Origin of the sequence: Streptomyces sp. NPDC091387 (assembly GCF_044756945.1) — a bacterium.
Taxonomy (GTDB): Bacteria; Actinomycetota; Actinomycetes; order Streptomycetales; family Streptomycetaceae; genus Streptomyces.
Genome location: NZ_JBIVTZ010000001.1, coordinates 882,511 through 906,977, shown reverse-complemented (window position 1 = coordinate 906,977; position 24,467 = coordinate 882,511). Strand labels below are relative to the sequence as shown.

Annotated in this window: 29 protein-coding genes; 14 read left to right on the top strand and 15 right to left on the bottom strand. The window is 70.3% G+C overall.

Going from position 1 to position 24,467, the window contains the following annotated elements:
* The first annotated feature begins 277 nt into the window (after positions 1-277).
* Positions 278-559, top strand: a complete 282-nt coding sequence (locus ACIQM0_RS04245; RefSeq protein ID WP_401283336.1) for a hypothetical protein — start codon at positions 278-280, stop codon at positions 557-559.
* A gap of 254 nt (positions 560-813) precedes the next feature.
* Here the strand turns inward: ACIQM0_RS04245 and ACIQM0_RS04240 are convergent, their stop codons facing one another.
* The 7 genes from ACIQM0_RS04240 to ACIQM0_RS04210 form a co-directional block, all read right to left on the bottom strand.
* Positions 814-1,008 (bottom strand): DUF397 domain-containing protein, encoded by a 195-nt coding sequence (locus ACIQM0_RS04240; protein WP_401283334.1) that lies wholly within the window; start codon positions 1,006-1,008, stop codon positions 814-816.
* Positions 1,009-1,032: 24 nt separating this feature from the next.
* On the bottom strand, positions 1,033-1,224 hold the full coding sequence (locus ACIQM0_RS04235; protein ID WP_401283332.1) for a hypothetical protein: 192 nt from the start codon (positions 1,222-1,224) through the stop codon (positions 1,033-1,035).
* Positions 1,225-1,706: 482 nt separating this feature from the next.
* Positions 1,707-1,970, bottom strand: a complete 264-nt coding sequence (locus ACIQM0_RS04230) for a hypothetical protein (protein WP_401283330.1) — start codon at positions 1,968-1,970, stop codon at positions 1,707-1,709.
* Positions 1,967-2,554, bottom strand: a complete 588-nt coding sequence (locus ACIQM0_RS04225; RefSeq protein ID WP_401283328.1) for a hypothetical protein — start codon at positions 2,552-2,554, stop codon at positions 1,967-1,969. Before ACIQM0_RS04225 ends, ACIQM0_RS04230 begins: the two co-directional genes overlap by 4 nt.
* An 87-nt stretch (positions 2,555-2,641) precedes the next feature.
* Positions 2,642-3,829, bottom strand: a complete 1,188-nt coding sequence (locus tag ACIQM0_RS04220) for a helix-turn-helix domain-containing protein (protein ID WP_401283327.1) — start codon at positions 3,827-3,829, stop codon at positions 2,642-2,644.
* Positions 3,830-3,909: 80 nt separating this feature from the next.
* Positions 3,910-4,548 carry an HAD family hydrolase gene (locus ACIQM0_RS04215; protein WP_401283418.1) on the bottom strand — a complete coding sequence of 213 codons (639 nt, stop codon included), beginning with the start codon at positions 4,546-4,548 and terminating at the stop codon, positions 3,910-3,912.
* Positions 4,544-5,008, bottom strand: coding sequence for a phosphotransferase family protein (locus tag ACIQM0_RS04210; RefSeq protein WP_401283325.1), 465 nt, complete (start codon positions 5,006-5,008; stop codon positions 4,544-4,546). Before ACIQM0_RS04210 ends, ACIQM0_RS04215 begins: the two co-directional genes overlap by 5 nt.
* Before the next feature lie 210 nt (positions 5,009-5,218).
* Between ACIQM0_RS04210 and ACIQM0_RS04205 the strand changes: the two genes are divergently transcribed.
* Positions 5,219-5,992 (top strand): glycosyltransferase family 2 protein, encoded by a 774-nt coding sequence (locus ACIQM0_RS04205; protein ID WP_401283323.1) that lies wholly within the window; start codon positions 5,219-5,221, stop codon positions 5,990-5,992.
* Positions 5,993-6,111: 119 nt separating this feature from the next.
* Here the strand turns inward: ACIQM0_RS04205 and ACIQM0_RS04200 are convergent, their stop codons facing one another.
* On the bottom strand, positions 6,112-6,306 hold the full coding sequence (locus ACIQM0_RS04200) for a DUF397 domain-containing protein (protein ID WP_401283321.1): 195 nt from the start codon (positions 6,304-6,306) through the stop codon (positions 6,112-6,114).
* Between the two features lie 129 nt (positions 6,307-6,435).
* Here ACIQM0_RS04200 and ACIQM0_RS04195 point away from each other — a divergent pair, with 129 nt between their 5' ends.
* Positions 6,436-6,705, top strand: coding sequence for a hypothetical protein (locus tag ACIQM0_RS04195; RefSeq protein ID WP_401283319.1), 270 nt, complete (start codon positions 6,436-6,438; stop codon positions 6,703-6,705).
* 32 nt (positions 6,706-6,737) lie between these two features.
* Here the strand turns inward: ACIQM0_RS04195 and ACIQM0_RS04190 are convergent, their stop codons facing one another.
* Positions 6,738-7,274 (bottom strand): hypothetical protein, encoded by a 537-nt coding sequence (locus tag ACIQM0_RS04190; protein ID WP_401283317.1) that lies wholly within the window; start codon positions 7,272-7,274, stop codon positions 6,738-6,740.
* A gap of 254 nt (positions 7,275-7,528) precedes the next feature.
* On the opposite strand from ACIQM0_RS04190, the gene ACIQM0_RS04185 reads away from it, so the two are divergent.
* On the top strand, positions 7,529-7,846 hold the full coding sequence (locus ACIQM0_RS04185) for a sigma factor (RefSeq protein ID WP_401283315.1): 318 nt from the start codon (positions 7,529-7,531) through the stop codon (positions 7,844-7,846).
* Here the strand turns inward: ACIQM0_RS04185 and ACIQM0_RS04180 are convergent.
* On the bottom strand, positions 7,761-8,357 hold the full coding sequence (locus tag ACIQM0_RS04180; RefSeq protein ID WP_401283313.1) for a Uma2 family endonuclease: 597 nt from the start codon (positions 8,355-8,357) through the stop codon (positions 7,761-7,763). The two genes, ACIQM0_RS04185 and ACIQM0_RS04180, sit on opposite strands and share 86 nt — an antisense overlap.
* Before the next feature lie 110 nt (positions 8,358-8,467).
* Positions 8,468-10,168: a tetratricopeptide repeat protein gene (locus tag ACIQM0_RS04175; protein ID WP_401283311.1), complete on the bottom strand. Its 1,701-nt coding sequence runs from the start codon at positions 10,166-10,168 to the stop codon at positions 8,468-8,470.
* 97 nt (positions 10,169-10,265) lie between these two features.
* Here ACIQM0_RS04175 and ACIQM0_RS04170 point away from each other — a divergent pair, with 97 nt between their 5' ends.
* A complete protein-coding gene (locus ACIQM0_RS04170; RefSeq protein WP_401283309.1) occupies positions 10,266-11,633 on the top strand; it encodes an FAD-binding oxidoreductase in 1,368 nt (455 codons plus the stop codon).
* Positions 11,634-11,707: 74 nt separating this feature from the next.
* Here ACIQM0_RS04170 and ACIQM0_RS04165 read toward each other — a convergent pair whose 3' ends face one another.
* Entirely contained in the window at positions 11,708-12,184 is a 477-nt protein-coding gene (locus tag ACIQM0_RS04165) for an SsgA family sporulation/cell division regulator (protein ID WP_401283307.1), read from the bottom strand.
* 243 nt (positions 12,185-12,427) lie between these two features.
* Here ACIQM0_RS04165 and ACIQM0_RS04160 point away from each other — a divergent pair, with 243 nt between their 5' ends.
* Both ACIQM0_RS04160 and ACIQM0_RS04155 read left to right on the top strand, forming a co-directional pair.
* The gene (locus tag ACIQM0_RS04160; protein ID WP_401283305.1) at positions 12,428-14,110 is read left to right on the top strand and encodes an RDD family protein; all 1,683 of its coding nucleotides are present in this window, start codon (positions 12,428-12,430) and stop codon (positions 14,108-14,110) included.
* Between the two features lie 166 nt (positions 14,111-14,276).
* Positions 14,277-14,951, top strand: coding sequence for an RDD family protein (locus ACIQM0_RS04155; RefSeq protein ID WP_401283303.1), 675 nt, complete (start codon positions 14,277-14,279; stop codon positions 14,949-14,951).
* 95 nt (positions 14,952-15,046) lie between these two features.
* On the opposite strand, the gene ACIQM0_RS04150 is transcribed toward ACIQM0_RS04155, so the two are convergent.
* Positions 15,047-15,370, bottom strand: a complete 324-nt coding sequence (locus tag ACIQM0_RS04150) for a hypothetical protein (protein ID WP_401283301.1) — start codon at positions 15,368-15,370, stop codon at positions 15,047-15,049.
* A 370-nt stretch (positions 15,371-15,740) separates the two neighbouring features.
* Between ACIQM0_RS04150 and ACIQM0_RS04145 the strand changes: the two genes are divergently transcribed.
* The gene (locus ACIQM0_RS04145) at positions 15,741-18,140 is read left to right on the top strand and encodes an immune inhibitor A domain-containing protein (RefSeq protein ID WP_401283299.1); all 2,400 of its coding nucleotides are present in this window, start codon (positions 15,741-15,743) and stop codon (positions 18,138-18,140) included.
* 124 nt (positions 18,141-18,264) lie between these two features.
* Complete coding sequence (locus ACIQM0_RS04140) at positions 18,265-18,597, top strand: hypothetical protein (RefSeq protein ID WP_363073393.1); 333 nt, start codon at positions 18,265-18,267, stop codon at positions 18,595-18,597.
* An 11-nt stretch (positions 18,598-18,608) separates the two neighbouring features.
* On the opposite strand, the gene ACIQM0_RS04135 is transcribed toward ACIQM0_RS04140, so the two are convergent.
* Both ACIQM0_RS04135 and ACIQM0_RS04130 read right to left on the bottom strand, forming a co-directional pair.
* The gene (locus ACIQM0_RS04135; RefSeq protein ID WP_363030247.1) at positions 18,609-19,193 is read right to left on the bottom strand and encodes an isochorismatase family protein; all 585 of its coding nucleotides are present in this window, start codon (positions 19,191-19,193) and stop codon (positions 18,609-18,611) included.
* Positions 19,194-19,408: 215 nt separating this feature from the next.
* The gene (locus ACIQM0_RS04130; protein WP_401283297.1) at positions 19,409-20,737 is read right to left on the bottom strand and encodes a nicotinate phosphoribosyltransferase; all 1,329 of its coding nucleotides are present in this window, start codon (positions 20,735-20,737) and stop codon (positions 19,409-19,411) included.
* Between the two features lie 111 nt (positions 20,738-20,848).
* On the opposite strand from ACIQM0_RS04130, the gene clpS reads away from it, so the two are divergent.
* The 5 genes from clpS (at position 20,849) to ACIQM0_RS04105 (ending at position 24,344) form a co-directional block, all read left to right on the top strand.
* A complete protein-coding gene (clpS, locus tag ACIQM0_RS04125) occupies positions 20,849-21,154 on the top strand; it encodes an ATP-dependent Clp protease adapter ClpS (RefSeq protein ID WP_018555894.1) in 306 nt (101 codons plus the stop codon).
* Between the two features lie 42 nt (positions 21,155-21,196).
* On the top strand, positions 21,197-21,778 hold the full coding sequence (locus ACIQM0_RS04120) for a DUF2017 domain-containing protein (RefSeq protein WP_363030242.1): 582 nt from the start codon (positions 21,197-21,199) through the stop codon (positions 21,776-21,778).
* Positions 21,779-22,107: 329 nt separating this feature from the next.
* Positions 22,108-23,541, top strand: a complete 1,434-nt coding sequence (locus ACIQM0_RS04115) for an amino acid permease (protein WP_401283294.1) — start codon at positions 22,108-22,110, stop codon at positions 23,539-23,541.
* A gap of 112 nt (positions 23,542-23,653) precedes the next feature.
* Positions 23,654-24,085 carry a M67 family metallopeptidase gene (locus ACIQM0_RS04110; RefSeq protein ID WP_363030239.1) on the top strand — a complete coding sequence of 144 codons (432 nt, stop codon included), beginning with the start codon at positions 23,654-23,656 and terminating at the stop codon, positions 24,083-24,085.
* A 133-nt stretch (positions 24,086-24,218) separates the two neighbouring features.
* Positions 24,219-24,344 (top strand): putative leader peptide, encoded by a 126-nt coding sequence (locus ACIQM0_RS04105; RefSeq protein WP_311305474.1) that lies wholly within the window; start codon positions 24,219-24,221, stop codon positions 24,342-24,344.
* Positions 24,345-24,467 lie beyond the last annotated feature (123 nt).

The window sequence follows — 24,467 nt, the reverse complement described above, 5'->3', positions numbered from 1 at the left end:
CTGCCGGCCGCCGGGCCGACCCGCAGCCGTCTCACCCAATCCAGTCCCCGCAGGTCAACACGATCCGGCCCGACTATCTTCGCTGCGACAGGTCAGCGGCCTGTCGTTATTCACGGACCGAGGGTGTCCGCCGGCACTGAACCCTGAGCGCCGAGTACCACCCCGCCGTTTCCACGGTCTGCGCCGCGCCCACGAAGGGCTGACTGGCGCGGTCGCTGCGCTCTGGACCGGGATGCTGTGTGCCGCATGCATGTTCTGCCCACCCGAAGGAGTACCCGTGCGATTCCGCACCTTCGCCGTCGCGACCCTGCTCGCCGCCGCCTCGTTCACCCAAACCGGCGCGGCCACGGCCGCTACCCCTGTCCCCACGGCGTCGCAGCGCGACGTGTCCGACGACGAAGAATGCCCCTTCCCCGGGGCCCAGCAGAAGAACGGCACGGGGTTCGACACCTGCGTCCCCGGCGGCGAATGGGTCTACCAGGACTGCCCTCCGGGAACCGCTTCCGTCCAGGGCTGGGGCGCGGCCAAATGGCACATCTGGTGCATCGTTCCCGAATGACGGGTGGTCACTCCGAGGACGCGCGGAGCCGCCGCTCACCGTTGCGGTGTTTCCCGAGGCCGGCCACCTCCGGTTCAAGCGCCCAGCATCGTCCGTAGCCGCCGCTGGGCGCCGAACCAGCTCTGCCGATACGTGCCCGAGCGTGAGCAGGAACGCCGTGGAAATCTCTGATCGATGCCAGGGGTGACGACGACGGGGAATCACGACGGGCGGGCCGGATCTTCCGGCCCGCCCGTCGCGGTTGTCGTATGCGCTCAGGGAAGCCGCTTGGCCTCCGCGACGAAGGCGGCCCAGGCCCGGTCGCTGAGGACGAGAGCCGGGCCGGTGGGGTTCTTGCTGTCGCGGACGGCGGTGCGGGTGGTGAGGCCCGCGACCTCTATGCAGTCGCCGCCTTGGCCGCTGTAGCTGCTCTTGCGCCAGGTGGTACTGGCGAGTTCGGGAGCGAGCATGGTGGATGGCTCTCTTTCTGGCGGCTACAGCCTGACTCCGATCCGGTGGATGAGGTCGTGACTGGCCACGGGCGCAATAACGGTAGGCCGCCGGAGTAGGAGGACGCGTTCTCCGTCGGCGATGATCGCGGCGACGACGAATCGGGCAATCCCGGCCTCCTGGGCGTCGAGGAGCAGGCATCGGGCGAACGAGGGGTCGGCGAAGGGGGCAGTCACGTCAGCAGCTCCTTGTGGTGGTCGCCCACCTTGCCGGCCGCTCGGACGTACTGCTCGGTGCTGGCTTCAGATCCTGGTCATGATGCCAGACGGGGAGTTTGATCGTGGGCGCGTGGGTGTGCTCGGCGACCGGGAAGCCCACGGCCCTGTAGCGGCGGTGGGCGTGCGGGTTGCCGGGGGCACCTGCGCCGGGTGCTGGTACTCCGCTGCCGCTGTAGCTTCTTTTGCGATGATCGCTGCGGTCGGTGTTGAACGCACATCACAACCCGGCCGTACGCGCGGGGTCAGGAGTCACAGCTGCCGCGCTTGCATCCGTTGCGGCCGGGTCTCCTGCAGCCACGTCAGGTCATCGAGCACGCTGTCCACTCGTCCGCGCAGGCCCCGCAGATGCGCCGGGCACCCGTGCCCGCCGCCCGTGAACCGGCGTGTGATCGGCGCCAAGTCCCGGTCTGTACCGCAGGTGACGCAACTCGGAGTCTGCGTCATCGGCATTCCTCGCGCAGCGGGTTGCCGGGGGCGGGAGTGACACGGAGGAGAGACGTGGTGATCGCGCGATAGCCACGGTGGTCCGGGTTGCGCCCGGTGTGGCGCAGTGCCCAGTCCTCCGGCGAGGTCCGGTTTTCGGACGCCTCCGACGATTCGTGGCACGTGGTGCATTCGGTCTCGTGCACCGGGTCCGACGCGCCGGGCTCGCGGTCGACAGTGATCGCCCAGTCCGCCAGACGGAGCACGGAACGGGGGCTCATGCGGGCCGCTCCGTCCTCGGCCCGAGGATGACTGCGGTCGATGCCACCAGGGCTGCACGCAGTTTCACAGGGTCGGTGACGACGCGCTCGGCTGTGGGTTCCCGCAGCCAGTGCAGGCCACCGTTGTTGGCGTTCAGGGGCGGCACGGTCACGTACGTCGTGACCCCGCAGGGGACCGTGCCCTGGACGGCCCAGCCGTCCGACGTGCCGACAGTGGTGAGGAAGTACAGGATCCGGGACCAGGAGTCACTGATCACGGCACCGCAGCCGTCGCTCATTGCCTCCACGGCCGACCGGCCGAGGCTGTAGGGGACGCGCACCGCATCCCAGTGCTCTCCGGCTCCGACCGTCCACACCGTGCCGTCCGGCGGGAGCCAGGGCAGGCCGGCTGCAGCCGTGACGTCAGGCAGGCAGCCGCAGGTGACGATTGGCCAGACACGGTTCCTCCCGGCCAGAGTCACCGTGCCGGCGGCGTACAGCGCCGAAGCCACGGACCCGCAGCCGAAACACGCCTCGCCGTGTAACCGGGCCAGGCTGATCGACTCGTTGATGACGGTGGAGGGCTTGGCTTCCGACTCGCTCACGACTGGTCCCATCTGCTCGTTTCGTCGACAGGGCAGATCATGGGCTGCTGCACGCGGCACAAGTACCCCGACGAGGGGTACCTCGCATCAGTCGGCGTGGCACCACTCCGCGAAGTTCGTCAGCGTCTCCGAGTCCGCGCGCTTCAGGCGCCGCAGGGTGGCCGCGTCTTCCCGCACCCAGGGGTGTTCCCGCGTGTGCTGCGGGGCGATCCGGCGTGCGACCTTCAGGGACTCGAAGGCATCGTCGCCGCGCCCGCCCCACAACTGTGCGCGGGCGAGTTCGATCCAGAAGCCGGACCGGCGCTCAGCCGGAAGCGTCGCGGGCGGCGTCCATTCGCGGGCCACGTCGAAGGCTCGCTGAACGTGTCCGTCGCCGAGGCTGACGGCGACGGACACCTCGTGAATGCGGACACTGTCCGGCCCGAACGCCGTGCCCTGGTAAACGCCCTCCCGTACGCGGTCGCCGAGAGCGCGGGCTTCCTTGAGGTGTTTGTCAGCGGTGTCTCCCTGGCAGGCGCGGCCGGCGATGACGGCAGCCCGCATGTGCAGTGCCCCGCGGGCAGCGATGGCCGGAGGTCCCGAGGCCGGTGGGCAGGCGTCGATGGCCTGCTCCAGGGCGTGAAGCCCGGCCGTGTGGGCGCGGGCGGCGAAGAACGTCTCGGTGCGCACGTACCCCACCGCGGCCGCGAGCAGCGGATCCTGAGCGCCAGGTGCAGTCCATCGCATGAGTTCGACCAAACGAGCGGACAAGTCCCGGGCCTGGTACTTGTAGGCGACGGCGTCAGCTGAGCGGTACGCGGTGACGAGCAGTCCTGCCATCTCCTGAGCCTCCAAGAGCGGTGCGGAGGCGGTGGCGCGGGAGAGTTCGGCCAGCAGGTCCGGTACTTCGCGGGCGATCTGCAAGTACTGGGCGGACAGGCGCCACGCTGTCGTCCGGGCGACTGAAGTGCGCAGCTCCGCCAGGGAGCGAACCGGTCCGTCGTCCGGCATGTCGTAGGTCGCGATCGACGCCGACAGCGCGGGCAGCGCGTCCCGGATGCGGGTGGAGACATGCTCGCGGTCCGCGACGAGGCGCGACGGGTCGACGCCGAGTGCCGCAGCGATGGAGTCGAGGGTGTCGTCGGTGACGCCTCGTTCTCCACGCTCGATCTTACGGATGGTGCCGAGGGCGACGTTGGCGCGGTCAGCGAGTTGCTGCTGCGTCATTTTCGGGCGGGCGATCCTGCGGTAGTAGGCGATGCGTCGGCCTACCGCGGCCGGTGAAATGGACGGCACAAGGCGAACCTACTCGTCGATTCCCGGCTTGGCGGACGGACTGCCCTCTCTGAACTCTCAGGTGGAGCAGTTGGTTTGCATCACTCGGTCACGAGGTCTGCGAGCTTGGTGAGCGAGGAGATCGACCAGTCTGCCGCCGCGCGCACCTCAGGGTCGTCGGCCCACCAGTACCCCCAGGGGCCACGCCGCAGGTGGGCAGTTCGCAGGCCGGCCGCCTTGGCCGGGAAGACGTCGTTCGCGGGGTGGTCGCCGACGTACAGGGTGTTCCCTGCGGGGGCGCCGGACACGTCGAGGACGCGGGCGAAGAATTCCTTCGACGGTTTGGCGCAGCCCCACTGCTCGGACGTTGCGATGAGGTCCACGGGCAGGTCCAGCGACTGGAGCAACTCGCCCGCGCGAAGGGTCTGGTTGCCCGCGATGACGACCCTGAGGCCGAGCTCGCGCAGCGCGGCGAGCCCAGGCCGTACGTCTGCGTAGAGGTCGGTCTCGTCCAGGAACTCGCCCTTGCCGGCGGCCTCGCGGGCGGCGTACTCGGCGGCGATGTCGATTCCCGGCTTCAGGAGGCGGAGAGCGCCGGCGTTGTCGTAGCCCTGGCTGACAACCGCGCCTACGAGTGCGGAAAGGGTGTGTCCGGGTACGCCCAGCCAGCCGGCCCAGGAGGCCCAGTAACGGTCATCTCGTACGAGGGTCTCGCCGATGTCGAACACGATCGTCTCAATCACGGCGCGACCCTACGGCCGGCGCGCCGCGCCGGAAGAACGCCGACCACGCCGTACGCGGATATGCCCCCAACTGCTCCGGCGCCTGGAAGCCGTCGAGGCAGGTCTGAATCATCCAGTCCCGGCCGATCACCTCGTGCGACCAATCCGCGGCGAGCACCCGCGGCATCAGCGGTGCGATCAACGCGAGCCAGGGCTGGCTGGCGTACTCGTTCCGCATCAGGTGCCGCTCGCTGCGGAACTGGCGGCCTTCCTCCGGCGCGACCCGCAGGACCACCGGTTCCGCCCGCCCGGCCAGCGTCACGCGGTAGACATTGTTGTACATCCCTGTGCCCAGCTCGGCTGCCGAGGCAGCCACGGCCGCTGGCCCGAAGACACGGCGACAGGTCTGCCCAATCTCCCGAGCGGTCAGTGACTGCTTGAACGCTCCCGAGGCGCGCTCAATCGGCTGGAAATCCATGCCGCTCAGAATGCTCTGCTCGGCGGCCGCTCGTCACATCCATCGCGTACAACGACACGGCGGATACGAGTCCGTCTTCGACGTCCTCGACGGGCCGACGAGCAAGGGGGCCTGCATAGCCTCACCGGCGACGGCATCCTTCATGTCAGCTCCTGCTCGACTGCGGTGCTTGAATGGACCGTCGTTCCTGATCCGGCAAGGAGATGCACTGTGCCCCTGGTGTCTGTCGTGATGCCCGTGTACAACTCGGCCGCGACGTTGAGCGCAGCGGTCCGGTCGGTGCTCACACAGACCCATAGCGATCTGGAACTGCTGGTCACCGACGACCAGTCCTCCGATGGCTCCATGGACCTGCTCCGCCAGTTTGCCGCCCAGGACAAGCGTGTCCTGCCGGAGTCGGCGCCCGAGCGGGGTGGTGCAGGCCGGGCCCGCAACCTCGCGATCGAGCGGGCCCGCGGGGACTACATCGCCTTCCTCGACAGCGACGACATGTGGCTGCCGGAGAAGACCGAGAAACAGCTCGCCTTCGCTGCCGAGGCGACTGCGCCTTTGACGTTCACCTCGTACTTCAAGATGGACGCCGACTACGACGGCGAGAGCACCGACTGGGTTCCGAACGGGCGGGTGGTCCGTGCGCGGGCGCACGTGGACTACCGCGCGATGCTGATCCAGGACCACATCGGTGCTCTCACCGCCATGTACGACCGCAAAGCCCTGGGCACGAGGCTGATGCCGGAGATGCGCAAGCGCCAGGACTACGCCCTGTGGCTGTCGATCATGCGGGACGGCGCTGACGCCCGGGGCCTTGCCGAGCCGCTTGCGGTGTACAGGGCCCACCAAGCAGGGTCGCTGTCCTCCAACAAGCTGTCGCTCGTCCCGTACAACTGGAACTTGTACCGCGAGCACGAGCATCTGTCGGTCCCACGGTCGACGCGGGCACTGGCCGGCGCCGTGTGGCAGTCGCTGCGCAACTCGCGCATCTGACTCCGAGCACGGGCCCGGGAGCCGGGTGCGCGGCAACCTCTGAGCGATGCCGGGATACGAAGACGGGCGGACCGGATTCTTCCGGCCCGCCCGTCGCGGTTGTCACGGCCGGCGTGCGCTCAGCGGAGCCGCTTGGCCTCCGCGACGAAGGCGGCCCAGGCCCGGTCGCTGAGGACGAGAGCCGGGCCGGTGGGGTTCTTGCTGTCGCGGACGGCGGTGCGGGTGGTGAGGCCCGCGACCTCTATGCAGTCGCCGCCTTGGCCGCTGTAGCTGCTCTTGCGCCAGGTGGTACTGGCGAGTTCGGGAGCGAGCATGGTGGATACCTCTTTCTGTCGGCTACAGCTTGAGTCTGATCCGGTGGATGAGGTCACGGCTCTCCACGGGGCTCAGCGCGGCCGATCTCAATGAGTCGAACGCGAGCGTATATCGGCCCGTTTCGTCGGGTGCCTGCCGATCACCTGGTCACTGTGCCGGCGCCCGAGCCGTCGGCGCCGCCGGACCGGGTGCTCGTAGAGGACGCGTCCGACTGCCCGGCGGTGCACGAAACGGAGTGCACCACGTGCGGCGAGGGCCCGGAACCCACCGTGTGCCAGGACGTTGCCGTACGGCACCTGTGGTGCGCCGAGCACGTGGTCCGTGCGGGGCACACCGGGTTCCTGGCCCTGCGCGTGGGGCTGCTGCGCGCGGTCGCGGTGTACGAGGTCCGCCGCTGACGCGCCGTTCGCCAAGCCATGAGGGCGGCTGGTCAGCCGAGCACACCCGCGTCGATGCCCGTCCTTTTCACGCATGCGTCTTCGGTGGCCAGCAGGGTGACCACGCCCTTCTGGATGTCCATGTGCGACGCCACCATGGACCAGCCGCGCTGTTTGAGGACCACCCGGGTCTCGCCGACGGCGTCCGCGCCTTTGAGGTCCTTCCGGGGCGGCCGCCAGTCGCGCTCGCGGAGCTCGCTCACCAGCTTTTCGAATCGGGTGAGGTCAACGGGCGTAGTTTTGGTACCGAAGCCCTTGAACGCGACGGCGCACGACATCAGCGAGTCGTCCGTCCGTTCCTCGGCCGAGCGGGCGAAATCCGGAGCGTTGTTCGGAACGCCCGCGTTCGCGGCCGAGGAGTCGAGGTCCGCGCGCACGACCTTCTCGGGGAGAGGGCCCGTGCCCTTGGGGCGGGGCGCCGCCGGCGCCGAAGCGGCGGCCGCTCCGGTGCCGGTGTCGCTCGTGCCGCAGCCGGTGACCCCGAGTGCGATGACCGCTATCGCCATGGCAGCCCACTTCGTCGTGCTCACAGTCGTCCGATCCCCAAGTCGCGGGGACGGATGGGCCCCTGCGTTCGAGGGAGGAGTGTGTCACGGCGTACCGGCGAGTGGCCTCAGGCCTGCGCCAGCGTTCCTCCCCTCCGCCACCCCTGTGCCGCAGGTCTCTATGAGGCCGTGCAGCAGGCCGGGCTCCTTCGCCGTCAAGAGGGGGACAGGAAGGGAGGAGTGCTGTGGGTCTGGCAACCCAATGAAGTGCGCTGCTGTCCGAGGCGGCCCGGCCCGACGTGCCTGACCGGTCGGCCCCGGCGCGGGCGCCCACGGATCCGGGGACGGGTTTTCACGCCTTCGTCGCCGCCCGCTCGGGCGCCTTGTTCTGGGGCGCGCTGGTCCTGACCGGGAGCCGGGAGGCGGCCGAGGATCTGGTCCAGGAGACGCTGGAACGTACCTGCCGTCGCTGGCGCACCATCGCCGACAAGGACGCGCCGGACGCGTACGTGCGGCGCATCATGGTCAATGTCATTCTCGTTCGCTGCGGCAATCGCTGCCTTCCGCCGCGTAGCGGAGGAAAACGCTTGTGTCGACGGTCCATTCGCCGACCGTGACGATATCGCCGAACGCGTACTCCATCGTGTTGGCGTAACGGGCGTCGTCTCCGCTGCCGGTCGGCTTCCAGTGGTGCAGGACGATTCCGGCGCGCGGGTCGACGATCAGATAGTGGGGAATGCCCATGGCGGGGTAGTCGCGCATCTTGCCCACGTAGTCGTTCTCGGGGTTGGAGCGCGAGACGATCTCGGCGGCAAGGAGAACGTCCGCCGGGTCGATGCCCTGCTCGTCCCCCTCCTCAAGCACCGATTCAGGGATCACGATCACATCGGGGCGTCGCAGAATCCCGAGCACTTGCTCCTCGACGTCTCCGCCGGTGTGAGCGACCACGCCATCGGGCAGTTGGGCGTCGAGCTGTCTGCGCAGACGCAGCGCGGCGAGCTCGTGTCGCTTCACGGGCGACATCATCATGACGATCTCGCCGTGGCTGATCTCCGGGTACTCCAGACCGGGAGGCACGGTGATTTCTGCGGCGAATTTGCGCAAATGACCGTACACGGTGTCGTTCATGCATTTGATGATAGGGGCCGTGAGGGTCTCAGCGGCCGGGGCGAGGCGGGCGGACGGATGGGAGGGCCGAACCATCCGCGCCGCCTTGGGCGGGGCGACCTTCCCGGACGTCAGTGGCCGGCCGAGGCCCCCGCGGCGGACGGCTTGGCCGCGGAAGCCGTCGATGACGCGGTTGCCGCCGGTGCACCCGCCGCGCCCGCCGCCCCCTGCTCCCGGGGAGTGGGGGACGGGGCCGGTGCCTGCGGAGGGTCGGCCCGCGGCGGTGCCGGAGCCTGTGGGGGTGCCGGCGGCGGTGCGGGCCGCATGTCCTGCGGGCCGCCCGCCGGCGGCAGGCCGATGGTGTCCAGGGCCTCCTGCGACCTCGGGGCGTCCAGCGGCGAGAACTGCGGGTTGGTGCGCAGCGCCTCCTCCAGATTGCGGCGGGCCGGACCGAAGTCGCGCAACGCGCGCTGGACCATGCCCAGGTGGTACGCGTACGACGCGTTCCGGCCGCCCGAGTCGACCGCCTTCCGCGCGTACTCCAGGGCCGAGTCCGAGTCGCCCGAGCGGTGCAGCGCCCAGCCCAGCGCATCGGCCACCGCCGCGCTGTGGTGCCCCCGGTCCCACTCCGCCCGCAGCTGCTCCGCCGCCGCGTCCGCGTCGCCGTGGGCGGCCTCGAAGCGGCCGAGGAGCAGGGTCTCGTCCACGCCCTGGGTCCCGGCGCGGGACAGCGCCTTGCGCAGCCGCGTGTACTGGTTGACGGAGTCGCCGTCCAGGCCGAGTGACTCGTACAGCTCGCCCAGCTCCAGCATGTACTCCGGCCGGGGGGACTTCGCCAGCGCCGCCTGGTAGTCCCGCTGGGCCTCGTCGGTGCGGCCGAGGGCCGCCAGCGCACGGGCCCGGCCGGCGAGGGAGGCGTGGTGGGCGCGGTCGGTGCGCAGCGCCGCCCCGTACTGGGCGACGGCCTCCTCCGGCTCGCCCCGCTCCCAGGCCAGCTCGCCCAGCCGGGAGAGGCAGGCCGCCTTCTCCGCTGGTGTCTTCGCCCGGTTCGCGGCGTCCTGGGCGGTGGCGAGCGCGTCCTCGCGCCAGCCCCGGTCGCGGTACATCTCCGCGGTCCGGCCCAGCGACGGGACGCCCGCCCGCAGCGCCGCGTACTTCTCCACCGCCGCGGTCGACGACTTGAGGTCGCCGAGGCCGTTGTACGCGTCGATCAGCTCCGGGTACACCGTCCACTGCTTCGGCTGCCGGCGCCGTACCGTCTCGCCCCACTTCTTCGCCGTCACGAAGTCGTGCCGGGCGTTGGCGAGCGAGGCGAGGCCGACCCAGGCCGCCTCGTTCCCCCGGTCGCCCGGCTGCACGTTCAGCGACCGCTTCAGCGCCTGCTCGGCCCGGGTGTAGTACGCCGCGTCCGCCGCCCGCCGCCCCCACTCCACGTACGCGGAGCCCAGCACCGCCCACGACTGCGCGTCCGACGGGTGGGTGCCCACCCACGCCTGCCGGTCCCCGATGAGCGCCGTCAGATCGGAGAGCGAGGCGGGGGAGCCTGCCGCCGTCGCGGTCATCGCCCGGGACACCGGACCGGACACCGGCGGCGCCGCGTCCTTGTCCTCGTCGGGCACGGCGACCACCGCACCCGTCACCAGTACCGCACCCGCCACCACACCGAACGCGGCCCGGCGCAGGGACGTGCGCAGCGAGGCGGGCGGCGGCTCGGCCAGGGAGGCGGGGTCCGGCGGCAGGCGCGGAGGGGATTCGCAGGGCGGGGCGTAGTCGGTGTCGGGGGAGTGGTCCGGCCCGGGGGCCGCCGGGGTCTGCTGCGGAGTGACGTCCATGCCGATCACTCTGCGTCAGTATGAAGATCGCACCGCGTCTTGGGATGGCTGGCGCATACGGGTTCACACCAATGGGCCCGGGTGCCAGTCTTGGATCATGGACGATCTTCGCGAACTACTGCGTGCGGGGCTCCCGGCCGAGGCCCTGATCACCGACCCGGACATCACCGCCTCCTACGCCAACGACATGGCGAGCTTCTGCGACGCGGGCGCCCCGGCCGTCGTCGCACTCCCCCGCACCGTCGAACAGGTCCAGCACATCATGCGCACCGCCACGGCACTGCGCGTCCCGGTCGTCCCGCAGGGCGCCCGCACGGGTCTGTCGGGCGCCGCCAACGCCTCCGACGGCTGCATCGTGCTCTCCCTGATCAAGATGGACCGCATCCTGGAGATCAGCCCCGTCGACCGGATCGCCGTGGTGGAACCGGGCGTCATCAACGCGGTGCTGTCCCGCGCGGTCGACGAGCACGGGCTGTACTACCCGCCGGACCCCTCCAGCTGGGAGATGTGCACCATCGGCGGCAACATCGGGACCGCCTCCGGCGGCCTGTGCTGCGTCAAGTACGGGGTCACCGCCGAATACGTCCTCGGCCTCGACGTCGTCCTCGCGGACGGGCGCCTCCTCAGCACCGGCCGCCGCACCGCGAAGGGCGTCGCCGGCTACGACCTCACCCGGCTCCTCGTCGGCTCCGAGGGCAGCCTCGGGATCGTCGTCAAGGCCGTGCTCGCGCTCAAGCCGAAGCCGCCCCGGCAGCTCGCCCTGGCCGCCGAGTTCCCCAGCGCGGCCACTGCCTGCGACGCGGTCTGCGCGATCATGGAGCGGGGTCACACCCCGTCACTCCTCGAACTGATGGACCGTACGACAGTCCGTGCCGTCAACAGGATGGCGAACATGGGCCTCCCCGACTCCACCGAGGCACTCCTGCTCGCCGCCTTCGACACGCCGGACCCCGCAGCCGATCTCGCCGCCGTCGCCGAGCTGTGCACGGCCGCGGGCGCCACCGAGGTCGTCCCGGCCGAGGACGCGGCCGAGTCCGAGCTGCTGCTCCAGGCCCGGCGGATGTCGCTCACCGCCCTGGAGACCGTCAAGTCCGCCACGATGATCGACGACGTGTGCGTACCGCGCTCCAAGCTCGGCGCCATGCTGGAGGGCACCGCGGCCGTCGCGGAGAAGTACGACCTCACCATCGGCGTCTGCGCCCACGCGGGCGACGGCAACACCCACCCCGTCGTCTGCTTCGACCACACCGACGCCGACGAGTCCCGGCGGGCCCGCGAGTCCTTCGACGAGATCATGGCGCTCGGCCTCGAACTCGGCGGCACGATCACCGGCGAACACGGCGTGGGCGTACTCAAGAAGGAGTGGCTGGCCCGCGAACTCGGCGAGGTGAGCGTGGAACTGCACCGGGGCATCAAGCAGGCCTTCGACCCGCTGGGGCTGCTCAACCCGGGCAAGGTGTTCTGACCGCGGCGGGCCCTCCTGGACTCCCCACACGCGACGCCGCCTCCGCGCGCCACCGCGTTCACCGCCGCGCTCGCTCACTGCTCCCCGTCCTGCGACTCGTCCGACGGCCAGGGATCGCTCATCCACAGGTCGTCGGCCGGCAGCGGCGCCAGCAGCTCGGCGAGGCCCTCGTCGATGCCGAGCCGCTCGGACTCCGTGCCCGGCGGAACCACCCGCAGCGTCCGCTCCATCCAGGCGGCCACCGCGGCGGACGGCACCTCCAGCAGGGCGTTGCCGTCGGGCGAGGTCAGCGCCACGCAGATGATGCCGCGCCCGTCGACCTTGGTGGGCCAGATCCGCACGTCCCCGTGCCCGCACGGCCGGAACACGCCCTCCACCAGCAGATCGCGGGCGAACGTCCAGTACACGGGGGTGTCCGAGCCGATGTGGAAGGTGATGTGCACGGCGTACGGGTCCTGGGTGCGATACGTCAGCCGGGCCGGCACAGGGATGCTGCGCTCGGGCGACAGGACCAGCTTGAGCTCCAGTTCGCGTTCCACCACGGTGTGCATGAGGCGTCCTTTCGATGCCTGTGAGCCGGTCGCACGACCGGCCTTCACAGGGAGAGAGCGCCCTCCCCGTCATCCATTACGCGACTTCGGGGAAAAAAGTTTGGCGTGACCGGAAAGTGGCCCAAACCCCCGGACCGGCCCGGGGGTACGCGGGTGTCTGATAGATGTGGACCCTTGTATTGGGACCGCCCGCCCCCCATCGCCGGTCGGTCCAAGGCCTCGAAGAGATACGGGACCACGGTGATGAGCGCCCCAACCCCGGCACCCGGTGACGAACGCCCCCGCGAGGGGTACTACCCCGACCCGTCCATTCCCGGCTACGTCCGGTACTGGAACGGCGCTTCGTGGGTCCCCGGTACGAGCAGGCCCGCCCCGCAGAGAGGCGAGGCGATGCCGTCGGCGCCCGCCCCGGAGCCGGCCGAACCGCGACGGCCCGAACCGGCCCCGGTGGACGAGACCGGTCCGATGTTCTTCGACGAGGAGCCGCAGGGCGGCGGCCGCCCCGGACCGTCGCACGCCTGGCAGGCCGACGTCTCCCGGCAGAACGGCTTCGGCGGCGAGCGCGACCGCCGGGTCTCCTGGGGCGGCGGACAGCCCGCGCACCAGGGCGAACCGCCGGCGCCGAGCCCTGACCCGCGTACGCCCGCGGCCAGTTCCCCGGCAGCCGGTACGCCCGCGGACCGCTCCCCGGCGGTCCGCGCCTCCGGCGACCGTCTGCCGGCCGTCCGCCCCGGCGCCGACCTCGTTCCCGCGGACCCGCGCCGGCCCGTGCGGCCGGACCCGGACCGCGGTCCGGTGCCGGGCATGAGGGACGGCGGTGGCGACGGGGCCGAGAACACCGTCGCCATCCGGGCCGCCCGCCCCGACCGCTCCGGCGGCGACCGCGACGCGGGGCGTCCGCCCGCCGACGGCACGGTCTCGATCCGCGCCCTGGGGCCCGGCCGCCGGCCGCCCGCCCCGCGCGACGCGGAACAGCGGCCCGCCGAACAGCCGTCCGCCGACGGCACCCTGTCGATCCGCGCGATCGGGCCCGCCGTCTCCGCGTCGGCCCCGCAGGCCTCCGCGCCCGCCGCGCCGGCCCCGTCCCGGGCCTCCGCGCCCGCTCCGGGCCCCGCGCGACAGGATCCGGCCACCCAGGACCCGGCCCGGCTCAACGGCCCGCACACGCGCGGCCCCGGCGGCGGCACCTCCTGGGCCCAGCAGGCCCAGCAGGCCCAGCAGCCCCCGCAGCAGGCCAGGCCCGAACAGCCCGCCCTGCCGCAGGCGCCCGCGCGGCAGCAACAGGCCGCGTTCCCCCAGCAGTCCCGGGCACCCCAGCAGTCCCAGGCCCCTCACCAGCCCCAAGGGCCGCAGCAGTCCCAGGGAGCCCGGCCCGACCAGCCCGTCGTGCCCTGGAAGCCCCCGGTCACCGACCACTTCCAGCAGCTCGCGGCGGACCGGGCGGCAGCCCGGCCGGCCGCGCTCGGCAAGCGGTTCGCCGCCCGGCTCATCGACACCGCGGTGCTGGCCGCGCTCGTCGGCGCCGTCGCCCTCCCCCTCGCGACGCGGGCCACGGACCACCTCAACGAGAAGATCGACGCGGCCAGGCTGTCCGGCGAGACGGTCACCGTCTGGCTGCTGGACTCCACCACGGCCGGCCTGGCCGCCGGGGTCCTCGCCGCTTTCCTGGTGCTGGGCGTCCTCCTGGAGGCGCTGCCGACCGCGAAGTGGGGCCGTACGCTCGGCAAGAAGCTCTGCGGACTCGATGTACGGGACATCGAGTCCGGCTCGGCGCCCGCCTTCGGCGCCGCCCTGCGCCGCTGGCTGGTCTACGGCGTGCTGGGCGTCCTGGCGATCGGCGTGGTCAACGTGCTGTGGTGCCTGATCGACAAGCCGTGGCGCCAGTGCTGGCACGACAAGGCGGCCCGCACCTTCGTGGCCGGCTGAGCGGGACGTACTTCCTCGGCCGGCGGAGGAGGGCGGTGCGCTCGCGGCCGCCGGGGAGACCCGCACGGCTGACGGCTCATCGGGTGAGGGGCCGTCGGACGGTTTCCGTTCCCCCGAAAGCACCTCAGCCCTTGCGCGCGCCGGTGCGGCGGGGTGCACTGCCCCCATGAGCAACGATCAGCCGACGTCCGGTCAGCCGCCAGAGGACGACCCGTTCCTCAAGAAGCCGCACGAGCCCCAGCCGCCGTCATCGGGTTCGCCCTACGGAAGTGCGCCGCCGCCCCCGCCGTACGACCCCGGCCCCTACGGCGGAGGCCACTTCGGTGCGGCGGATCCGCTGGCGGGCATGCCGCCGCTCGCCGAGCCCGGCAAGCGCATCCTGGCCCGGCTGATCGACTTCCTGATCATCTCGATCCCGCTGTACCTGATCTCGCTGCCCTGGGGCGGCGCGGTGGAGGTCTCGAACGACAACAACGGCAACGACGGCGTCGGCGACCTCTTCGCCCAGACGTACAGCGGCCACCAGCTGCTCTGGTCGCTGATCGGCCTGGTGATCTACGTCGGGTACGACACGTACTTCACGCACAAGGACGGCCGCACGCCCGGCAAGCGGCTGCTGAAGCTGCGGGTCGCGATGCTCAACGACGGCAGTGTGCCGGACACCGGGAGTTCGTTCCTGCGGGCCGTGGTGCTGTGGCTGCCGGCGCTGCTGTGCTGCCCGTGCCTGTGGTGGCTGATCAACATCGTGCTGATGTTCACGGACAAGCCGTACCGGCAGGGCCTGCAGGACAAGGCGGCCAAGACGGTGGTGGTGACGACCGCCGACCGGAGCAGGGTCTGAGCGAGGCGCGGAGCGGTTCGCTCGGGCCGGGGCAGACCTGGTCCGGCCGGGAGGGCGTGTCGGCACTCTCCCGGCTCCGCCGGTCGCGTCGGCCGTCAGCGGCGCAGTGAGTGCTCGCCCGCTCGCGCGGAGGTGCGCGCGGCCGGGATCGTGCGCTGCACGTGGCCCCGAGGGCTTCCCTCGGGCTCGGTGGCGGGGCGGGTCTCCTGGGGTGTGGACACCGCGGCCCCCGTCGCCGTCCTCCGGCGCGCCGGTGCGGGCACGGTGACGGCCACCAGCAGGCCGAGCGCGAGCGCGGCCGTACAGACCGCGGCGATGCCGAGGCCCGAACTCGTCTGGGACAGCAGCAGCATGGCGAGGGTCGAGAAGACGACGGTGACCGAACCGTAGGAGAACTGTGCGGCAGTAGGACGCGGCATGGCGTTATCCGTCCTCGGGGCGTCGGATGGGCGGTCTCTCAACACGGGTCGCACTGTCAAGCGACTCTACGACGGTGGATGCCCTCGTGGAACGGGTAGTAAGCATGAGCTAACCCACAGTGCCGGTGCACGGGGGGCGCACGGAGTCATTCTCCGCGCCAAAGAACCCCTTCGGCGCGCCGGTTGGGTGGGGTGCGGTCGTCCGGATAGCGGAAAGATGCTCCTGCATAGTGCACTTGGTCTGTTCAAGTCAAGGTCTGTCTTTTCTCACGTAACTCCGGTCGAATGTCGTCACTTGTGACGCGTTTCCGCGCGCGGCCCTTCCACACCCCCAGGCCGCAGTCGCGGGCGCCGGGGAGGACTGCATCACGTGATCATTAAGAGACGGGCGCTTCGCACCGGAGCGGTTGTCGTGGCCATGGCCGCGACCGCCGCCACCGCATCCGCCTTCGCCACCGCCCAGGCCGATGACAAGGCGTCAGGCACCGCTGCCTCCGCTGTCGACCGCCGGGACCCGGGGTCGAACGAGGGCAACGCGCACAACCTGGAGGGCCCGTTCAGCAAGCAGCAGGACGCTCAGCGTCAGGCCGCCATGGAACAGGTCATATCCGGCGACAAGAAGGTCTCCGCGCGCGGCGGCTCCAATGTCGTCAAGCTGGACGACAAGAAGTACGTCGAGCTCGGCCGTGAGAAGACCGACAAGATCTTCACCATCCTGGTGGAGTTCGGCGACAAGGTCGACAGCACGACCACGTACGACCCGGACGGCGAGGGCCCCAAGCCCCCCGTCCCGAAGTACGGCGGCACGCCCGGACCGGCGCACAACAAGATAGCCAAGCCGGACCCGAAGAAGGACAACAGCACCGCCTGGCAGGCCGATTACAACCAGGCCCACTTCCAGGACCTGTACTTCGGCACGGGCGCCGGCAAGGACTCGCTCAAGACGTACTACGAGAAGACGTCCTCCGGGCGCTACTCGGTGGACGGCGAGGTCTCCGACTGGGTCAAGGTCCCGTACAACGAGGCGCGCTACGGTTCCAACTACTGCGGCTCGACCAACTGCGCCAACGCCTGGGACATGGTCAAGGACGGCGTGAACGCCTGGGCCGCCGACCAGAAGGCCAAGGGCCGTACGCCCGCGCAGATCAAGACCGATCTCGCCCAGTACGACCAGTGGGACCGCTACGACTACGACAACGACGGCGACTTCAACGAGCCGGACGGCTACATCGACCACTTCCAGGTCGTGCACGCCGGCGAGGACGAGTCGGCAGGCGGCGGCGTCGAGGGCACCAACGCCATCTGGGCGCACCGCTGGTACGCCTACGGCACGGACGCCGGCGCGACCGGACCGGCCCAGAACAAGGCCGGCGGCACCCAGATCGGTGACACCGGCATCTGGGTCGGCGACTACACCGCGCAGCCCGAGAACGGCGGCCTGGGCGTCTTCGCCCACGAGTACGGCCACGACCTCGGTCTGCCGGACCTCTACGACACCACCAACACCGCCGAGAACTCGGTCGGTTTCTGGTCCCTGATGTCGGCGGGTTCCTGGCTCGGCACCGGTAAGAACAGCATCGGTGACCTGCCCGGCGACATGACCGCCTGGGACAAGCTCCAGCTGGGCTGGCTCAACTACGCCGAGGCCAAGGCCGCGACGAAGTCGACCCACAAGCTGGGCGTCTCCGAGTACAACACCAAGGACAAGCAGGCGCTCGTCGTCACGCTGCCCGACAAGGCCGTCACCACCGCCGTCACGGAGCCCGCGGAGGGCACCAAGCAGTGGTGGAGCGACATGGGTGACAACCTCAGCAACACCCTGTCCCGCCCGGTCGACCTCACCGGCAAGTCCAAGGCCTCCCTCGACCTCGCCGGCTGGTGGGACATCGAGAAGGACTACGACTACCTGTACACCGAGGTCTCCGAGAACGGCGGCACCAGCTGGACCGCGCTCGACGGCACCGCCGACGGCAAGGCGATCCCGCGCGACGCCAGTGACAAGCCGGCCCTGACCGACGTCTCCGGCAAGTACCAGAAGCTCTCGTTCCCGCTGGACGCCTACGCGGGCAAGAAGATCGACATCCGCTTCCGCTACGCCACCGACGGCGGCGCGGGCGGCATCGGCTTCGCGGCCGACACCATCGCGGTCAACGCGGACGGTGCCGCGCTCTTCACGGACAACGCCGAGGGTGACGACAACGGCTGGACCGCCAAGGGCTTCTCGCGGGTCGGCAAGTCGTTCACCAAGGACTACCCGCAGTACTACCTCGCGGAGAACCGCCAGTACGTCAGCTACGACAAGACCCTCAAGGTCGGCCCGTACAACTTCGGGTTCTCCAAAACCCGTCCGGACTGGGTCGAGCACTTCCCGTACCAGAACGGTCTGCTCGTCTGGCTCTGGGACACCTCCCAGAAGGACAACAACGTCTCGGTCCACCCGGGCCAGGGCCTGATCCTGCCGGTCGACGCGCACGCCAAGCCGCTGAAGTGGTCTGACGGCACCGTCATCCGCAACAAGATCCAGCCCTTCGACGCCCCGTTCAGCTGGTACCCCACCGACGGATTCACGCTCCACCTCGGTGACGTGGCCACGAAGATCAAGCCGCAGCTCGGCGTGCCGGTCTTCGACGACCACAAGGGAACCTACTGGTACAAGGAGAACAAGACCGGAAGCGTGCAGGTCGCTGACACCAACACCAGGATTTCGATCATCAGCGAGCCGCTCAGCGGCTCCACGATGACCGTCCAGGTTGGCGCCTCGCACAAGTAATTCGGTATCACCGCAGGTCAGAGCATGATCGGCCGTCGCCCTCTAGCGGGCGGCGGCCGATCGTGTTTAGGTGCCTCTTGTTCCGATTCTTATTGACACAACGTCTCACGGGGGAGCGCGGAGTATGGCAGGCGGAGGATTCAGCAAGTTGCCGAACGGGAGTGTGGTCGTCGCGATCACGCTGCCGAGTCCGGCGCAGAGCGTGGGGCCGGACACACCGGTCCGCGTCCTGGTGCACGCGGCCAACCGGGCCCGCGCACTGACCCGGCTGCGCAATCTGGGACTGCGTGCCGTGTACCTCCGCGGCAACGCCGAGCCACCCACCCCGGACGAGATCACCGCCGTCCTGCACCACCCGGACGGCGTGCTGTGGCGCGCGAGACCCGAGCGGGCCCAGGAACTCTGGCACCCGATCCGGGCGCTCCTGAGGCCCGCCCTGCCGGCCCGGCAGAGCTGACCCGGCCCCGCTTACGCCACGGGCTTGCCGGCGAGCGTCACGCCCGCCTCACGGAGCTCCGTGAGCGCCCGCTCCGTGGTCGCCTCGGCGACGCCCGCGGTCAGATCCAGCAGTACGTGCGTGGCGAAGCCCTCGCGGACCGCGTCCAGCGCGGTGGCCCGGACGCAGTGGTCGGTCGCGATACCGACGACGTCGACCGCGGTCACCCCGCGGTCGCGCAGCCACTCGGCCAGCCCCACACCGTTCTCGTCCAGGCCCTCGAAGCCGCTGTACGCGGCGGCGTACGCACCCTTGTCGAAGACCGTGTCGATGGCGCCGGAGGCGACCGCGGGCGCGAAATTGGGGTGGAAGCCCACACCCTCCGTACCGGCCACACAGTGCGGCGGCCAGGAGTGCTCGAAGTCCGGCGCCGACGAGAAGTGGCCGCCGGGGTCGATGTGGTGGTCACGGGTGGCCACCACGTGCCGGTAGCCGGGCTGGGCCTCGCCGATCAGGTCCGTGATGGCGGCGGCGACATCGGCACCCCCCGCCACCGCGAGGCTCCCGCCCTCACAGAAGTCGTTCTGAACGTCCACGACGATCAACGCGCGGTGCATGGCGGGTGTCCTTCGGTGGGGGAGGGAACAGCGGAACGGCGGTTACGGGGGTGACAGCGAGCCTAAGGGCTGTCCCGAACCGGCCTTAGGGAGAGTGTGGCCCCATCCGGGCCGGCGCGTCCCGGTCGACCTCACCGTCAGGCCCGTCCGGCGATGGAGGACAGAGCGGCCACCGGGCGCCCCCGCATCCCCGCACCGCCCCGGAACCCGCCTCCTCACACGTACTCCGTGGGAATCACCGGCTCGCCCCGCGACAGCTGCATCGCGGACATCGGCAGCCCCGCCCGCGACGCGATGTGCCGCTCCCGGGCCGCGTCCAGCGGCTCCCGCGCGACCACCTCACCGGCCCTGACCAGCTCCACCAGCAGCTGCCGGCCGGCCAGCTCCGGCGGCACCGGACCGGTCCCGATCACCTCGGCCTCGGCCACCCCGTCCTCGTCCAGCCGGCGCGCCGCCCACTTGCGGCCGCCGATCGAGGTCTTCGCGCCCAGCGACTTCTTGGCCACCGGCCGCAGCGGGTCCGCCGGATCGGCGGACGCGGCCCGCGCCACCAGCTTGTAGACCATCGAGCAGGTGGGCTGCCCGCTGCCGGTCACCAGCTGCGTGCCCACCCCGTACGCGTCCACCGGCGCGGCGGCCAGCGAGGCGATGGCGTACTCGTCCAGGTCCGAGGTCACCACGATCTTCGTGCCCGTCGCGCCCAGCTCGTCGAGCTGCTGGCGCACCCGGTGCGCGACCAGCAGCAGGTCGCCGGAGTCGATCCGGACCGCCCCCAGCTCGGTCCCGGCCACCTCGACGGCCGTACGGACCGCCGCCGTCACGTCGTACGTGTCGACCAGCAGCGTCGTGTCGCGCCCCAGCGAGTCGACCTGGGCCCGGAACGCGTCGCGCTCGGAGTCGTGCAGCAGGGTGAAGGCGTGGGCGCTCGTCCCGACGGTCGGGATGTTGTAGCGGAAGCCCGCGGCGAGGTCGGACGTGGTGTCGAAACCGCCGATGTACGCGGCACGGGCCGAGGCCACCGCCGACAGCTCATGGGTGCGCCGCGCACCCATCTCGATCAGCCCGCGCCCGCCCGCCGCCGACGACATCCGCGAGGCGGCGGCGGCGATCGCCGAGTCGTGGTTGAGGATCGACAGGATCACCGTCTCCAGCAGCACGCACTCGGCGAAGGAGCCCTCGACCCGCAGGATCGGCGAGCCGGGGAAGTACACCTCGCCCTCCGGATAACCCCAGACGTCCCCGCTGAAGCGGTAATCGGCCAGATAGTCGAGCGTCGGCCCGTCGACGACGTTCTGGTCGCGCAGGAAGGCGAGCATCTCGTCGTCGAAGTGGAAGTTCTCGACCGCGTCCAGCACCCGCCCGATGCCCGCGACGACGCCGTAGCGCCGCCCCTCGGGCAGCCGGCGGGTGAACGCCTCGAAGACCGAGCGCCGGTCGGCGGTGCCGGCCTTCAGCGCGGCCTGCACCATCGTGAGCTCGTACTGGTCGGTGAAGAGCGCTGTCGAGGGCACACCGACCCGTCGCCCAAGGTCCGCAGAGTTCATGCCGGGGATGCTACCCCTATTTCGTCAAAGTGACGAGATGGGGGTGCCGTGCCCGGCGCGGTGCCGGGGTCGTTTGTGCGATGCCCCCTCCCAAGTGGCAGCATGGGGTAGGTGAGCGTCGCCCCCGTAGAGATCGAACGTCCCGAATCGGCCGAGGAGAACCTCGTTGTCCCCGAGCCCGACGTCCCCTGGGTGACGCTGGTCCACAACGACCCGGTCAACCTCATGAGCTATGTGACCTATGTCTTCCAGGCCTACTTCGGCTATTCCAAGGACAAGGCCCACAAGCTCATGCTCGACGTCCATCAGAAGGGCCGCGCCGTCGTCTCCAGCGGAAGCCGCGAGGAGATGGAACGCGACGTCCAGGCGATGCACGGCTACGGGCTGTGGGCCACACTCACCCAGGACCGCAACTAGCACCCCACCCCCGCCCCGCCCGACCACCATCGGAGAGAACCCATGGCCGGCCACTTCGAGGCCACCCCCGGCGGCGGCGCGGCCGTCGCGCTCGACGAGGTGGAGATCGCGATCCTGCGCTCCCTCGCCGTCCAGCTGCTGGAGCTCATCGGCCCCGGCGACGAACCCGCCGAGGGCGAGGACCCGCTCGCCGCGCTCTTCGCCGAGGGCCCCAGCGAACCGCCCGCCGACCCCGCCCTGGCCCGCCTCTTCCCCGAGGCCTACGGCGACAAGGACGACGAACTGCGCGCCGCTTCCGCCGAGTTCCGCCGCTTCACCGAGAACGACCTGCGCACCCGCAAGCGCGACGACGCCCTCGTCGTCGTACGCACCCTGGACGGGCTCACTCCCGCCGGGGACGGCGCCGTGCTCCGGCTCACCGCCGAGGAGTGCCGCAGCTGGCTGGGGTCCCTCAACGACCTGCGGCTGACCATCGGCGCCCGGCTGGAGGTCTCCGACGAGGACGGCGGCGAGGAGGGTTCCCTCTACCGGCTCCCCGACAGCGATCCGCGCAAGCCCATGGTCATGGCCTATCTCTGGCTGGGCGCGCTCCAGGAAACGCTCATCGAGACCCTGATGCCGTAACGCGGCTCCGCCGCGTGGCCGCTCAGGAGCCGCACTCCGTGTTCGCTCAATGGACGCTCAAATCCGAATAACGATCACGTCACCTGATCGGCCTTCTTTGCAGTGAGCTGAACCCCTTGTCCACTTTTTCCTGTGGTGTGCGCCACGAACTTCCCGTTTGATCGTCGTTGTGACCGTGATAAATCTTCACGACCACTCGGGCACGCCACCCCTGTTCCCGAGGGCGCTATCGGCCGGTGACCACCGGCGGCACTCCATCCGTATCCGGGGGGATCAGGACCTGATCCGCGGCCGCAAGGCGCGGATCAGCGTGGAGAAAGGCGCACCACATGACATCGGCGAAGGTCGAAGAAGGACAGGAAGAACCGCAGGCCGCAGCAGCGGACGCACGCGCGGCCGAGGGCTACCAGCGCGCCCTTGGGGCACGCCAGATCCAGATGATCGCGATCGGCGGCGCCATTGGCACCGGCCTCTTCCTCGGCGCCGGCAAGGCCATCTCCAAGGCCGGCCCCAGCCTCGTCCTGGCCTATGCCATCGCGGGCCTGGTGATCTTCTTCATCATGCGGGCCCTGGGCGAACTCCTCATGTACCGCCCGGTCTCGGGCTCCTTCTCGGAGTACGCCCGCGAATTCATCGGGCCCTTCGCCGGCTTTGTCACCGGCTGGACGTACTGGCTGTTCTGGGTCGTCACCGGAATCACCGAAGTCACCGCGGCAGCCCAGTACATGACCTTCTGGTTCGACATTCCGCAATGGGTGTCCGCACTGATCTTCACGATCATTCTGTACGGCGTGAACCTGATCTCCGTGAAGGTCTTCGGCGAACTCGAATTCTGGTTCTCGATGGTCAAGGTCACCGCCATCGTCGGCATGATCCTCATCTGCGCCGGAATCCTCACCCTCGGCTTCTCCGACGCCGGTGACTCCGCGTCCGTCACCCACCTCTGGGCCGACGGCGGCTTCTTCCCGCACGGCATCTCGGGCACCCTGATGACCCTGCAGATCGTGATGTTCGCCTTCCTCGCCGTCGAACTCGTCGGCGTCACCGCGGGCGAGTCCAAGGACCCGAAGAGCGTCCTGCCCAAGGCGATCAACACCGTGCCGTGGCGCATCGCCGTCTTCTACGTCGGCGCCCTCGTCATGATCCTCTCGGTGGTCCCCTGGACCGAGTTCCAGCCGGGCGTCTCGCCCTTCGTCGCCGCGTTCCAGAAGATGGGCCTCGGCCTCGGCGCGGGCATCGTCAACTTCGTCGTCCTCACCGCGGCGCTCTCCTCCTGCAACTCCGGCATGTACTCCACCGGCCGCATGCTGCGCGACCTCGCGCTCAACGGACAGGGCCCGAAGGCCTTCACCCGGCTGACCAGGAGCGGCACCCCGCTCGTCGGCACCACCGTCTCGGCCGCCCTCATGCTCGTCGGCGTCTGGATCAACTACCAGTGGCCCGGGGACGCCTTCACCTACGTCGTCTCCTTCGCCACCATCTCCGGCATGTGGGCCTGGATCATGATCCTGATCAGCCAGCTCCGCTACCGCCGGCTGGCCGACCGCGGAGTCCTCCCGCAGTCCGCCTTCCGGGCCCCCGGAGCCCCGTACACCAGCGTCTTCGCCCTCGCCTTCATCGGCATGGTCATCGTGATGATGGGCATCGACAAGGAGGCCAGGATCTCGCTGTACTGCGCGCCCCTGTGGGCCCTGATCCTCGGCGTCTCGTACGTGGTGCTCAAGGCCCGCAACCCTGGGAACAAGGCCTTCGCCGGCCGCTGAGACCACCGGCGCCTCCCCTGCCGGGCAGCCGCCCCAAGGGTCGCGTCCACGATACGGGCCCCCGCGTACCGCTCCTCGGTACGCGGGGGCCCGTCGTCCTATCCTGGGCGCCATGCTGACCATCACCCAGGCGCTGTACGACCAGATCGTCGCGCACTCCCGCGCCGACCACCCCGACGAGGCGTGCGGCGTGGTCGCCGGGCCGGCCGGAACGGACCGCGCCGAACGCTTCATCCCCATGCTCAACGCGGCCCGCTCGCCCACGTTCTACGAATTCGACTCCGCCGATCTCCTCAAGCTCTACCGCGACATGGACGACCGCGACGAGGAACCCGTGATCGTCTACCACTCGCACACGGCGACCGAGGCCTACCCCTCCCGCACCGACGTCACGTACGCCAACGAACCCGGCGCCCACTACGTCCTCGTGTCGACCGCCGACGCGGACGACGCGGGCCCCTTCCAGTTCCGCTCGTACCGCATCGTGGACGGCGAGATCACCGAGGAGGACGTCGAGATCGTCGACGCCCACAGCGCCGCCTGACCCCGGCCACCGGGACCCGCTTCAGCGGCCGGACAGGGCCGCCACCGCGGCCCTGTCCACCTGTCGAACGCCCACCATCCATCAGCTGAGATCACATTCCGGATTCCGGACCGGGAATCGATACGATGAGCGCATGGTTCTCCATGACGTGAGCGACAAGACGCCGGGCACGCTGCTCGTGGCGCGCCTGCACGTCGATCTGTGCCGGCTCTCCAGTGCGATCTGTACGAACCATCGGACCGCCGGCCGCGAGGCCTGAGCCGGGCCGAGGCCCGGCGCCGCCCCGGCCGGGCGCCACCCACTCACGTACCACCCTGCGCGGGGGCACAGCCGCGCGTCCCACGCCCACCGCCACCACTCCGCTTCGACAGGAGCCCACGCC